Origin of the sequence: Acetobacter sp. (assembly GCF_047723915.1) — a bacterium.
GTDB lineage: Bacteria > Pseudomonadota > Alphaproteobacteria > Acetobacterales > Acetobacteraceae > Acetobacter.
Window position 1 is genome coordinate 1 of record NZ_JBDOBQ010000017.1, and the last position, 13,084, is coordinate 13,084.

Genomic DNA, 13,084 nt, shown 5'->3' on the forward strand with positions numbered 1-13,084 from the left:
CCATAAAAAACGGGAACTCTCCTTTTGAGTGGATACAAAAAGGGGGGCACGTCAGAAGTCGCATGGTCCGGGAAAAGTGGAAACAAGACCCTTATTGTACATGGGTATATTCTGGACAAAGACGGAAATAAAAAAGAATGTGATGATCTTGCAAAAAAGTCGATGTTAATGCCGGACAGCAAATATTATAGGGATTGGATCAATGTCTATAATTCAAAACTGACCTGGAAATCTTCTCCCAGTAAAGAAGCGCAATCTCTGATACGGTACGCAAACTGGAACGAACATTGCGTTTATAGTTTCAATAACATTCCGGCTGGAAATTGGATGGTCATTGTTAACATGCAACATTACGTCAAGCCCTACAGGACGTATTACGGAACGACAGTCACGGGCAAAAGCACCTTCGGTCCATTTATTATAAAATTTGCTTTTATTAAAATAAACGAAGACGATTTGATCGTTAAAAAAGATGTTGTCTTCAATGTCGATAAAATTAAAAGTGACGGCAATATCATTTCAAGCGATCATACATCCATAGCGGAGGCTTATGATTCACCAGAAAAATAGAGGAATACAAATTATTTTTCAGTAGTGAAGTCCAGCGCTTCAGGGAAGACATATGGAAGGCGCTGGACGACGATGTTATATTGCACAGTTACCCGGCGGGCATTCCAGGATTTGAAAAAGCTCTTATGAGCAGCTTGCGGCCATGCAAGATATCGTTGCGTGCTGCATTCTCGCAGTCAAATGCCGCACAAGACGGTGCATGCAGACGAAAATCGACGCTAAGCTTAACACGCCGCCGACTGTTCACATGATTATGCTGCCGAAGGGGAGGCTGGTCGAGAGCCGCGTCCATGTCGAGACACGATCGGTCAGGAGAACGGGCATCGTCCGGCAATGGGCCTGGCGAGGGATGAGATCCCGCCTGCTGGCCGACCAGCGCTACGATCATGCACGGCTGTGCGGAGCGATACGAGGCAGGGTGTCCGGTCTGGCGTGGCCCGCCACCGGCACGCTCAGCATGCAATTGCACATTGAGCAAATTTCCCGCTGCGTCGCCCATGGTGCCCATGTCGTCATGCGCGCCCGTTCAGGCGGGGTCGGGTCTGTTCAGGGGCGGGGTGGGGATCTGTTCGGCCAGCCACAGGCGGAACAGTTCCAGCGGCTTGTACTGGGTCTTGTCCTGCGGCCATACCAGATAGTAGGCGGCCTCGCTCTGTTCTTCATAGCTGGGGCCGATCCGTACCAGTGTTCCCGCGTGCAGTTCGGGCTGGATCAGGATTTCGGGCAGTAGCCCAAGCCCGCCGCCAGCGACGGCAATCTGGGTCATGGTATAGAACTGGTCGCACAGCATGCCGTGTATGCGGTCCGCATCCAGCCCCTGGGCGTTGAACCAGCGTTCCCACGCATCGGGGCGGGAGACAAGGTGCAGCAGTGGGGCATCCAGCAGGTCGGCCGGGGTCTGGAACCGGTGGCGGGCGGCAAGGGCCGGTGCGCAGACGGGCGCGATCGTCTCGCCGCAGATGGCGGTGGATTCCGTGCCGGGCCAGTCGGGTATGCCAAAATGGATGGCGGCGTCCATGGGTTCGCTGGCAAAGTCGAACGGGGTGGCGCGGGTAAACAGGTTGACCGTTATATCGGGATAACGGCTTTTGAAGTCAGGGAGTTTTGGCGCCAGCCACAGGCTGCCGAAGGTGGGCACGATGCTCAGGTTCAGCGTGCCGCCCGCAGGTGCGGCCCGCAGCCCCAGCGTGGCGGCGGCAATCTGCTTGAGGGCGGCCCGCACCTCCCGCGCATAGGATTCCCCCGCTATGGTCAGCCGCACGGTCTGGCGTTCGCGCACGAACAGCAGCGCGCCTAGCTGTTCTTCCAGCAGGCGGATATGCCGGCTGATGGCACTTTGCGTCAGGTGCAGTTCCTTGGCGGCGGTGGTGAAGTTCTGGTGACGGGCCGCAGCCTCGAACGAGCACAGCAGCGATATGGGCGGCAGAAAACGTCGTGCGAAGGCCATCGGTTATTACTCTGCGGGTTGGCGGTGCATGTGCCTGGTTGCGGGCACCGCAACACCCCCGTCCATGATCGCTGGTGCGGTCCGGCAAGCCGGGGGTGTGCAGGACCGGGGGGCAGGGGGGGACGCCCCGGGTGCCGTCACGCTGTGTGCGTGATCGCCCCCACACCTGCCAGACCCTGCCGGGGCTGAAAGCTGTTGTGCAAAAAACCCTTTTTACACAATACGGTTTGTCATGGGGGTGTCGGTTGCAAGGGCTTTCAGGTTCTCCAGCAGGATGTTGACGACATTGCGTTCGTAATGTTCGGTCTCCCCCGCGATATGGCTGGTCAGCACCAGATTGGGCACGGACCAGAGCGGGCTTTGCGGGGGCAGGGGTTCCTGATCGAACGTGTCCAGTGCCGCGGCGGCCAGCGCGCCGGAGTTCAGGGCTGCGATCAGGGCGTTTTCGTCCACAACCGGCCCGCGTGCGACGTTGATCAGGGTGGCGCCGGGTTTCATGAGCGCGAATGTGCGCGCGTTCATCAGGTGGCGGGTCTGCTCGGTCAGCGGGCAGGTCAGAATAACGTGATCGGCTGCGGCCAGCCCGGTGGCGATCTCGTCTGCTGCAATTTGCGTGACGCCGGGTACGTCCAGCGGGCGGGGGCTGTGGCGTGTGCCCAGCACCGTCATGCCCAGAACCTGACACAGCCGGGCAATTTCATCGCCAATGGTGCCCATGCCGATCACATACACAACCTTGCCTGCCAGTTCGGTCAGGCGGGGGCGGGGGTCCGTGCCGGTGGTGGCCCAGCGCTGCCGGGCCTGGTTGTCGCGCGCTTCGTACAGGCGGCGGGACAGCGAGAACAGCAGCGCCAGCGCGTGTTCCGCCACGGCGCGGGAATTCACGCCCCGTGCGTTGCACAGCCGCACCCCGCGCGCTTTCAGCGCATCAAGATCGAACTGGTCCACCCCGGAGCTGATGGACTGGATATAGCGCAGCTTGGGGGCCAGATCGAGAAAACGGTTCTGCCACAGCATGGATATGACCAGCACCTCGGTGTCGGGCAGCAGGGGCTCGAGACCGGCGGCGGTGTTGACCTGCCGGCAGGCCGGGGCCTGCGGTCTGCAGGCAAGTTCGGCGCCGATATCGTAATAGACATGGGCGGCCGTAATGGGGGTGCTGAGCGGGGCCATGGGCGTTCTATCCGGTTTTTTAACGTATTTGCCAAAACCTTAGCAGGCTCACGGTCACGGGGCTACCCGGCGCGGATGAGTGCGCGCCACAGACCCGCCCTGCGGCGGGGTCCATTACACCGGGTTTGTGTTACGGTTATAAGATAAGGCAGACCATGCAAGCAGCGGAGCAGGCAGGACATGACACCACGCGCGCGCGTCCATTCCGGCCCCGGTCCGATCATGCGGGCTGGGCAGAGTGCTTACGCCGCAAGCATGTGTCCGGTGCGTGGCGGGACCGCTGTGGCGCGTGGCGGCGCGGCGGTGCCGGGCCGGTTGGGCCTGTTCTGCCTTTTGGCGGGTCTGTTGGCCGGGATCGCCGCTGGCCCGGCGCGGGCCGCAACCCCCTATGACAAGCCCGCTCTGGCACAGGCCGAACTGGGGCACGACACCCATGCCAGTGTTACGGCCGGCGGCCTGTCCGCCGTGGTGGATGTCATGGCGTGGCGGCAGTGCGGGGCGGCCATGGTCTGGCGCCGGCCCGACCCGCAGGCCCCGCCAGCCTGTACCGTCGCGCGGTTGCGCCTGTTCGACCTCAACCACCCCAATACGTTACCCGTCACCTATCTGCTGACCCCCTACGGGGCCGATAGCGGGCTCACAGGGCTGCGGCTTTCGCTCTACCGGCTCGACAACGCATCTCCCCTGCCGCAGGTCATGGTTTCGGCCTATTCCGGCGGAGCGCATTGCTGCGAGATCACCTCCATTTTCGGGCAGAGCGCGGGGGGGCGCTGGAGCACCACCCCGCTGGGCGAGGTCGATGGCGATGCCCCGCCCCGGGTGGTGGATATCGCCCATGACGGCACGGCCCAGCTTGTGGGGCTGGACCAGTCGTTTTTCTACCGTTTCGCGCCATATTCCAATTCCTACACGCCGCTGGTGCTGCAACGTTACCATGACGGGGCGTTGCAGACCGTGACCCGTGACCCGCTTTACAGCGCCTTTATCGCGCAGGATCTGGTGGCGCAGCGGGCGGACTGGGTGCGGGGCGGGCGGGCGGACCCCAACGGGTTTCTGGCCTATCTGGTGGGCACGCGCGCCAATCTGGGCCAGTTGCCACAGGGCTGGCGCGACATGCTCGACCACGCCGCACCATCCCCGCCCATGTTCGGCCTGTCCTTGTGCGATCTGCGCGCGGCCCAGGGCAGGACCGGCCCCGAACCCTGCCCGGAAAAGGAACGCCAGATCCTGCCTTTTCCGCAGGCACTGGCGGGTTTTCTGGTGGCCAATCATTACCTGACCTCCGACCAGGCGGCCATTCTGCCCGTGGTTCTACCCCCTGCTGCCCCGCCGCAGGGTAACGCGTCGGCACTCCCGGCGGGTCAATTCCCTGCTGGCCAACCTCCTGTGGGGCAGTCTCCCGTTGATCAGTCTCCCGTTGGTCATTCCCCCGTTGGTCATTCCCTTGTCGGGCAGTCTCTTGCCGGGCAGGATCAGGCGGCCTTTTCGGGGGCGGATGGGCGGGGGCATGCACGTTACTGGCCCGATTTTTCCTGCAAGCTGCCCCCATGGAACGACGCCATCGCCACCATGCTGTGCCAGAGCAGCGAGGCAGCGCGGCACGAACTCATGTTCGATCAGGTCTATTACGCCCTGCGCCAGACCATGGGGTCGGGGGCGCTGGGCAGTCTGACGCAGGATGTGCTGGCCAATGAAAACGCGGCCTATCAGCGGTGCGGGCTGCCCCTGCCCGGTCAGCCCAGCCGGAGCCTGCCCGCCAATGCCGTGCCCTGCTACGCCGCCGCCATGGACAGGCTGGCCGAGCATTATCGCCAGAGGCTGAGCGGCCCCGCCCGGGAGGAAAGCGCCCGCCCGCTGGAGACGCATATCGCCGTGCAGCACAAGCTGGTGGCGCTGGGCTACCTGCCTGCCGCCATGGTGGAAGATGGCGTTTACGGAGCACCTACCCGCCATGCGATCATGACCTGGCAGCGCATACGCCAGAGCCCCCGTGTGGATGGCCTTCTGTCCGACACGGAGGCGGCGCTGCTGCTGTCCGCCCCCATGGCCCTGCCCCCGCCGTCCGAAATGCTGGCGGACGCCGCCGCCCCGGGCGGCGCTGCGGATACTGCGTCCGATGGTGCCCCGAATGGTGCTCCGAATGGTGGCTCGAATGCTGCTTCCAACGGTGCCCCGGGGAGCACCCGGCAGGCCGCGCAGATGGTGGATAATGCTGCTCCTGAAAGCGGGCCTGAAAGCGTGGAGGAGCAGGGGGAAGATGCCGCCGGGTCCAGCGGTGGGGGCCAGCCTTCGCCGGTGGGGGGCGTTCAGGCGGCGGCAGGGTCGGGGCTGGCGACGGCTTCCGCCACCGGTGCGGTCGGTGGGCCAGAGACAATCCCCGATAGCGGATTTGACGATGCGGCGCAGGACGACGCCACCCCACCCGTATCAGGCCTGTCATCCCTGTCCGGGCCATCCCTGTCCGTATCCGCCCCTTCCGGCGCGGGTCGGCATGCACCGTTCCGGCAGGCGCTGGTTCTTGTGGTGTCGGCCCTGGGCCTGTGTCTCTATTTTGCACCTTTTGCCGTGGCCTGCCGCCGCGATATCGACAGAAAAGGCATGGTGCTGGGTGTCAACCTGCTGCTGGGCTGGAGCGTGATCGGCTGGGCGGTGGCGCTGGCCATGGCACTGTCGGGGCAGAGGCGGCGCAGATCGGGGCAGATCATTCTACCCTAGCGCGTTCGCGCCTGCCTGCGTAAGTGCCAGAGCGGGGTGCCGGAGCGGGGTACAGGGGTGGGTTCCAGTTGGGCTGTCTGGCCGGATCGTCTGGCCGGATCGTCTGGCCAGATCGTTTGGCCGGCCTGTCTGGCAAGGCCGTTCGGTTGGGCCGGCTGGCCATACCGTCCGGCCCCATACCGTCCTGCCGGGCTATCGGGCTGGATTGCCCTGCCGGTGTGTTGTGCCGCCCAGCCTCGTTGGGGCAGCCCTGCGGGGCCGTTCCACTGGGCTGCCTTGCTGGCCGCCTTATGGGGCGGGCAGATCGTGCCGCCTGTTTTTCAGGCCCCACCCTTCAGCAGCGTTTTGCGGAACAGGAACGCCATAAGGGCTACAAAGCCAAGCAGCAGCCCTATGCCTGCCAGTGCTGCCGGCAGGCCTGCCGCCCCGGCCACGAAGCCGACAGCCGCCGGGCCTGCCAGAATGCCCGAATACCCCAGAACGGTAATGGCGGAAACCGCCATATGTTCAGGCATGATCCGCTGCCTGCCCACCGCCGAATACAGCACGGGCACGATATTGGCGCAGCCCGCGCCCAGCAGGACATAACCGGTCAGTGTTGCCTGCCAGAAAGGCGTGAACACCGCCAGCAGCATACCCGCCGCCGCCAGCAGGCTGCCCCCCACGACCAGAACCCGTTCCCCCAGGCGCTCGGTCAGCCTGTTTCCCAGCAGTCGGCCCGCCGTCATGGTGCAGGCAAAGGCAACATACCCCATGCCGGAATACCGCACGGACATATGGCGCACGGTGGCCAGGAAAACCGCACTCCAGTCAGTGGCGGCCCCTTCGGCCAGGAACACCACACAGCACATCAGCCCGATCAGCAGCACCGGCCCACGGGGCAGGACAAGGGCTGACGACTGACCGGTGGCGGATGCGGGGCTGGCCAGCAGGCCGGGCAGTGTCCGCACGCCGATCAGCAGAATTGCCCCAACCCCGACCCACGCGGCACAGGTCGGGGAAAACCCCATGCCCAGCAGGATACTGACCCCTGTGGCCCCCAGCAGGCCGCCCACGCTGAACAGGCCGTGGAATCCCGACATCATGATCCGCCCCGAGGCGCGTTCCACCATGACGGCCTGAATATTGATCGTGCAGTCGATCGCCCCCACACCAGCACCGAACAGGGCAAGAGTGACCGCCAGAACGCCGATTGCGTGAGACGACGCAACAACCGGCAGGCAGCAGCAGACCAGCACCCCCGCGAGCGCGATGATCCACCGGCAGCCCAGCCGGCCGGCCAGCGCGCCGGAGAGCGGCATGGCCAGAACCGAGCCAATGCCGGGGCACAGCAGCAGCAGGCCCAGTTGCGTGTCCGTCAGGCCGCAGCGCAACTGCACGTAGGGAATAATGGGCGCCCACGACGCCCCGGCCAGCCCCGCGATCAGAAACGCGAGCCGTGTCGAACGCTGTGCGAGGGCTGACGCGGGGGAGAGGGTCATGCCCGCGCCCGCAATGCCCCGATCTGCCTGAGCATGGTGGTTGCAACCTCAACCCCGGCAGTCCGGGACCGTGCGCGGGCGCGGTAACGCCGTTCCGACGGCAGGCGTACACCGGGCTGGGACAGGGCGGCGGCAAAAATATCTTCCGCCTGGGTGGTGCCCGTTCCAAACGCCGCCGGGTCGAGGGCAATGAACAGTTCCCCGCCGGGTGGCGGTCCGCCGTCGGTTATGCCAAGGCCCGCCACGGCCTGGCTGCTCAGTTCCCCGATCAGGGGGCCGGCGATCAGTTCCACCATGAGCGACAGGGCAGACCCCTTGTGGCCGCCGAACGGCAACAGCGCGCCGCCAAGGGCCGCCGCCGGGTCCGTGGTGGGCTGGCCTGCCGCGTCCAGCGCCCAGCCCGCGGGTATGTCCTGCCCGGCCAGGGCGCGCAGTTCCACCTCGCCGCGGGCGGTGGCGCTGGTGGCGAAATCGAACACGAACGGCTCGGTACCCGGGCGGGGCCAGCCAAACGCCAGCGGGTTGGTGCCCATAAGGGGGCGGGTGCCGCCATGCGGGGCAACGCTGTTCTGCCCCACCACATAGGCCCATACCACTAGGCCTGCGGCCACGAACGGTTCCACATCCGCCCAGAGCGCGGAAAAATGGTGGCATCTGCCCACCGCCATGGCGGCAATGCCGTTGCGCCGCGTGGCGTCGGTCAGGGCCTGCGTGCCGCACCGCACGGCCTCGGGCGCAAAGCCGCCATCACCGTCAACGCTGATCAGTGCCGGGGCCACCTGCCGCACGCTGGGGCGCGCCGCCGGGTTTACCCGGCCGCTGCGCAGGGCCGCGACATAACCCGGCACACGGTACAGCCCGTGCGACCGGCAGCCATCGGCCTCGGCCCGGGTTACGGTGTCCGCAACGGCACGGGCCTGTGCGGGGTCCAGTCCGTTTTCAACCAGCACCGCCAGTACAAGGGCTTCGATCTCGGGCAGGCTGAGCACGCTGAAAGACATTCCTGTTTCCCTGTCTGCGTTCGGGTCTGCTTCCGGGCTGGCGTCCGGGCCTGTTTTCACGCCTGTTTTCACGCCTGTTTCCGGGTCTGTTTCCGGGGCCGCCGTGCTGTCTGGCGCTGTCATTGCAGCCAGTGGGGCAGGTCCCGCGCCGCCCGGCCGGTTACCGCTGCGTCGGCACACTGCGCGATCGCCCCAAAGCGCACGGCACAGCCTGAAAGCCCCGGCCCGTAATGGGCGTATTTGCCGGAATTGGTCATGACGGTCTGTGTATTGCCCGGAAAAAGCGGGGCCGCAATGGAGCACCAGCACAGGTCGCGGTAGATCTGCACGCCATTGGCCTGCAGGCGGGCGATGGTGCCGTCTGTCGCAAGACCGTCAAAAACATGGCGGCTGGTGGTCAGGATAACCGGCACCCCCGCCCTGCGCGTGCCCAGGGCGTCGGCCAGGGCATGGCATTCCCCGGCGGAGGCATGGGGGCTGCCCACCGCCACAAGCTGGATGTCCTCGCTGCCTTCGTTCAGGCCTGTCCAGGCGGCGCGCATGTCGGCCGGGCCAAGGGTCACGTGGTCGGCGGCGGGGTCGATATGTCCTGCTTCGGGCGTGACCCCTTCGATATGCAGCATGGGGGCTGCCGACGTTGTGCCAAAGGCCGCGCACAGGGCCTTAAGGTCATCCTGTGTGGGGCTGGCCGCCGCCACACCGCGAATGAGCGGAATACGATCGGGTGAGAGCCTGCCCGCCATATAGCCCAGCAGCGGCCAGAATGCGTCGTCCACCCCCTGCGGAACCTCTACTGTAATAATGCGCCGCGCCTGCCGGTTTGCGTCAAGATACACCCCCGCATACGGGGCGCGGCCTGTCAGCGCCATGAACAGGTCCAGATAATCCGCATGTTTGGGTGTGCGGGCCCCCAGAACCGTGTTGGCGAAAATGACCGCGTTCGATTCGGCCCAGGCAATGGCCTCGCCCTGTGCGGGGGCGGTGTCCAGCAGGTAGGGCGCGCAGGTAAAGCTTGCCGTGCAGCCCATGCGCACATAGGCGTCCGCCAGCCGTTGCCCCAGATTGCCGAACTCGGGCGATACGCCCTGGCGCTGCCAGTTGCCATGTTCGACCGAAATTGCGTTGATGGTGGTGGGAATGGCGACATGCGCCCCCATCTCGGCCATGCGCTCGGCAAACGCCAGATTGGCCGGGCCGTTATAGATACAGCCGTCAATATGGCCCTGCACCACGTCCACCAGCTGTTCCGCGCCCTGCTGCTCCGCCATGGTGCAGATGATTTTCATGGCCAGGGCGGCGGCTGTGCCTTTTTCCCCCGCAAGGATCGACCGGTCCCCGGCGTCCAGCGTCAGCGGCACGGCCTGGCGCGGGGTAAAGGGGACGACAAGCCCGTCGGCTTCCACCCCCATTTCCGTAATTCGCGCCTGGTCCGCCTGCGCCAGCATCGCGAATGTGTCCTCCGACACCTGCAGGACGGGAATGGGCCGGTCGAACATCTCGCCCGCGATCATTGCCCCCAGCGTAGCTATGGCTTCGTCCTCGATAAAGACGAGGGCGGCGGGCGCGTTGTCCAGCAGCGCGAGGTCGAGCACCACCCCCGACCCCGTGCAGGACCCGCGTGTCTGGGGCAGCAGCACGATGGCGTCGCGGATGGACGTGCCATGCAGGGGGTGGTGCACATCGATCACCACGCCGCGATGCGGGTCGATCCCGCCCCAGAAGCTCAGTGGCTCCCGCGAGGCTACGATCCGGCCAGAGGCCGTGCCACCAAGAATCCGATGCGCGCGATGGGTCATGGGGGTCATGTATCCGAAAATATATGCGTTTCTGCCAGCGGTCACGATAGGGCCCACACAGCCCGGCCTGCCCCGATGCGGGCGATGCTGCGGGTTCGATCGATCCGGTACCGACACATATATAGCCCGGCCGCCGATAAAAATACAAATATTATGCAAGATGAATGCAAGGCAGGCCCGGTTCGGGGCGGGCATGCCAGTCGGGACCAGTCAAGGTCAGTCGGAGCCGGTCAGGACCAGTCAGGGAAGGAGAGCGGGCAGGAGCGGGGGAGCCCGGATCGTCAGCCCGGCGTCGGACTGGTGTCTGGCTGGCATCTGGCAGGGTGTCTGGCGCAACGTCTGGCAGGGCTGGGCCGTACTGGCGTGTGTCCGGTCGCGCGGCAGGGCTGTGCCGCGTATTTCTGCTATGTGCGGATCTGCGTCGGGCGTTCTGTTCGGCAAGGTTCAGCAACTGGCGCAGATCGTCCGGGTCGATGTCGAACGTGTCGTCCATGGCGGCAAGGGCTGCCTCGATATCCGCCAGTGTCAGGGGTGCGGGGGCGGCTGGCCCTGAGATGGTTCCGCCCGAGGTGCTTCCCCCCAAGGTGCTTCCCCCTGAGATGGCAGCCCTTGAGGTGGCTGCCCCTGGGGTGGCCGCGATCGGGGCAGGTGCCGCTGAAGGGGGTGCCAATGGAGCGGTTGCCACACTGCTTGCCGGTCGGGCAACTGGCGGGGGCGCGCCATGCGGGTAGCGTCGCCGCGTAAGCGTGTGGAAAAGCAGGCCAACCGCGACCAGAACCACGGAGTTCAGCGCCACGGGCAGGAACGGGAACAGCAGCCCGGCCGACAGCCCGGCCGAGGACGGATGAACCAGAACGGCGGTCAGCGCCGCCGCCCCGCCGGGCGGGTGCAGTGAACGGGTCAGAACCATGACGGCAATGGCCAGCGCCACGGCCATGCCCGCCGCAAGTGCCACGTTCGGCACCAGCATGGACACCCCCACCCCCACCAGTGCAGACACGGTGTTGCCGCCCACGATCGACCAGGGCTGGGCAAGGGGGCTGGCCGGCACCGCGAACAGCAGCACCGCAGACGCCCCTATGGGGGCCACAATCAGCGGAAAAGCGGCGCGTGCGACCAGTCCGCTCAGCAGCGCGGTCACGACAATGCCGATCAGCGCCCCGGTGGCGGCCAGCAGTTCCAGCCGCCACGCATGTCGGGCAGGCAGGGAAAGACGCCCCGCCAGACTTTCCATCCACCCTGTCATGCTCGATAACCCTGCATGGTTTTCAGCGCCGGTTGTGGTCTTCCAGCCAGGCGGCCAGCACCACGGCCTCGTTATGCTGCGTGTCCCGCGCCCCGTAAAGCAGCGTTACGGGGCCTTGTGCGGCCAGTGCCATGATCTGGGCCACGGCGGCCGGGTTTGCCTCCAGTTCCGCCCTGTAACGGTCCTGGAAGCCGCCCCATTTTGCGGGGTCGTGGTCGAACCATTCACGCAATGCGGTGGATGGCGCGATATCCTTCAGCCACAGGGTCAGGTGCGCGCGGTCCTTGCTGACACCGCGCGGCCACAGGCGGTCCACCAGAACCCGCGCTCCGTCATCGGGGTGGGGCGGGTCGTACACCCGCCTTACCCGCAGGGTGGGAGCCCCTGTCACGTTACCAGATCCGCATCGCTGGCCGAGCCGAAGAATTCGTAACGGATCTGCTCTTTGGGCAGGCCGCTGGCCTTGAGCACGCCCACCATGTCCCGCATGAACCCGTCGGGACCGCAGATATAATAGGTAGCCTGCGTGTCGACCTGGCCTTTCAGCCAGTCGGGCGTGATCCGGCCTGCATGCCGTGCCAGCGTGGCCGTGGTGTCGGCGGGGGACTGCCGGCTGTAGAACACGTCACCCCGCACACGCCCGGCCCGCGCCAGAGTGCCGACATAATCGCCAAAGGCTTCGGTTCCGGGGGAGCGGGTGGCATGGATATAGCGGATATCGGCCAGCGGCGCCTGCGGCTGGGTCAGCGCGCCCAGCAGCGAGATCATGGGGGTAAGCCCCACCCCGGCACTGAGCAGCACCACCGATGCGGGCACCGGGTCGGCCAGAGTGAAATCCCCCGCCGGGGCCGAAACCTGCAATTCCGTACCGGGCTGCACGCTGTCATGCAGCCATTCCGACACCACGCCGCCGGGCATGCGCCGCACGCTGATCCGGTAGCCGTCCCCGCCAGGGGCGGAGGAAATGCTGTAGTTGCGGCGCTGCGTGCCATGGCCGGGAATGTCGAGCCTGAAGCTCAGATACTGGCCGGGCTGGTGGCGCATGACGGGCTTTGCGTCGGCGGGCACCAGTTCGAACGATGTCACGGTTTCGCTCTCGCGCACCTTGTCGCGCACGGTAAAGGTACGCCAGCCGGTCCAGCCGCCGGGGGCGGTTTCATGCGCGTGGTAGATCTGCCCTTCGCGCCCGATCAGGATATCGGCCAGGAACCAGTAGGCCTTGCCCCAGGCTTCCAGCACTTCGGGCGTTGCCGCATCACCCAGCACATGGGCGATCGCACCCAGCAGCGCGTCAGCCACAAAGGGGTAATGTTCGGGCAGGATGTTCAGCCCCACATGCTTTTCGGCAATGCGTTCGACCATCCCGCCCAGGGCGCCCAGATTGTCGATATGGCGGGCATAGGCCAGCACGGCCAGCGCCAGCGCCTTGGGCTGCTCGCCATCCTTCTGGTGCGACATGTTGAACAGGTCGCGGATTTCCGGTGTTGCCAGAAGGCGCTTGTACATTTCCTGCGTGATGGTGAGGCCGTGGGCCTCCAGCGCGGGAACACAGGCTTTGACGATTGCGCGGGTTGCGTCGTCGAGGGGAGCAGCCATGGTCTTGCCTCTTAAGATGTAAATTACACACACCTTTTATCGCGCTGGAAAAAGATGTC

At 65.3% G+C, this 13,084-nt stretch carries 10 protein-coding genes; 2 read left to right on the top strand and 8 right to left on the bottom strand.

Annotated features, from left to right (window positions below):
- The first annotated feature begins 24 nt into the window (after positions 1–24).
- A complete protein-coding gene (locus ABF990_RS09935) occupies positions 25–570 on the top strand; it encodes a hypothetical protein (protein ID WP_415501033.1) in 546 nt (181 codons plus the stop codon).
- A 526-nt stretch (positions 571–1,096) separates the two neighbouring features.
- Here the strand turns inward: ABF990_RS09935 and ABF990_RS09940 are convergent.
- Positions 1,097–2,017: a LysR substrate-binding domain-containing protein gene (locus ABF990_RS09940; protein ID WP_415491535.1), complete on the bottom strand. Its 921-nt coding sequence runs from the start codon at positions 2,015–2,017 to the stop codon at positions 1,097–1,099.
- Between the two features lie 213 nt (positions 2,018–2,230).
- The gene (locus tag ABF990_RS09945; protein ID WP_415491534.1) at positions 2,231–3,190 is read right to left on the bottom strand and encodes a D-2-hydroxyacid dehydrogenase; all 960 of its coding nucleotides are present in this window, start codon (positions 3,188–3,190) and stop codon (positions 2,231–2,233) included.
- Between the two features lie 180 nt (positions 3,191–3,370).
- Here ABF990_RS09945 and ABF990_RS09950 point away from each other — a divergent pair, with 180 nt between their 5' ends.
- Positions 3,371–5,905, top strand: a complete 2,535-nt coding sequence (locus ABF990_RS09950) for a superinfection immunity protein (protein WP_415506589.1) — start codon at positions 3,371–3,373, stop codon at positions 5,903–5,905.
- A 320-nt stretch (positions 5,906–6,225) separates the two neighbouring features.
- Here the strand turns inward: ABF990_RS09950 and ABF990_RS09955 are convergent, their stop codons facing one another.
- The 6 genes from ABF990_RS09955 to hmpA all read right to left on the bottom strand — a co-directional run bounded on the left by ABF990_RS09955 (position 6,226) and on the right by hmpA (position 13,025).
- The gene (locus tag ABF990_RS09955; RefSeq protein ID WP_415500871.1) at positions 6,226–7,386 is read right to left on the bottom strand and encodes an MFS transporter; all 1,161 of its coding nucleotides are present in this window, start codon (positions 7,384–7,386) and stop codon (positions 6,226–6,228) included.
- A complete protein-coding gene (locus ABF990_RS09960) occupies positions 7,383–8,387 on the bottom strand; it encodes an Ldh family oxidoreductase (protein WP_415500872.1) in 1,005 nt (334 codons plus the stop codon). The genes ABF990_RS09955 and ABF990_RS09960 overlap by 4 nt, the downstream gene beginning before the upstream one ends.
- Before the next feature lie 119 nt (positions 8,388–8,506).
- Positions 8,507–10,183: an aconitase X gene (locus ABF990_RS09965; protein WP_415500873.1), complete on the bottom strand. Its 1,677-nt coding sequence runs from the start codon at positions 10,181–10,183 to the stop codon at positions 8,507–8,509.
- A gap of 151 nt (positions 10,184–10,334) precedes the next feature.
- Positions 10,335–11,429 (bottom strand): HPP family protein, encoded by a 1,095-nt coding sequence (locus ABF990_RS09970; RefSeq protein ID WP_415500874.1) that lies wholly within the window; start codon positions 11,427–11,429, stop codon positions 10,335–10,337.
- A 22-nt stretch (positions 11,430–11,451) separates the two neighbouring features.
- Positions 11,452–11,820: a DUF488 domain-containing protein gene (locus ABF990_RS09975; RefSeq protein WP_415492104.1), complete on the bottom strand. Its 369-nt coding sequence runs from the start codon at positions 11,818–11,820 to the stop codon at positions 11,452–11,454.
- Positions 11,817–13,025 (bottom strand): NO-inducible flavohemoprotein, encoded by a 1,209-nt coding sequence (hmpA, locus tag ABF990_RS09980; protein WP_415492105.1) that lies wholly within the window; start codon positions 13,023–13,025, stop codon positions 11,817–11,819. Before hmpA ends, ABF990_RS09975 begins: the two co-directional genes overlap by 4 nt.
- Between the last annotated feature and the right edge of the window lie 59 nt (positions 13,026–13,084).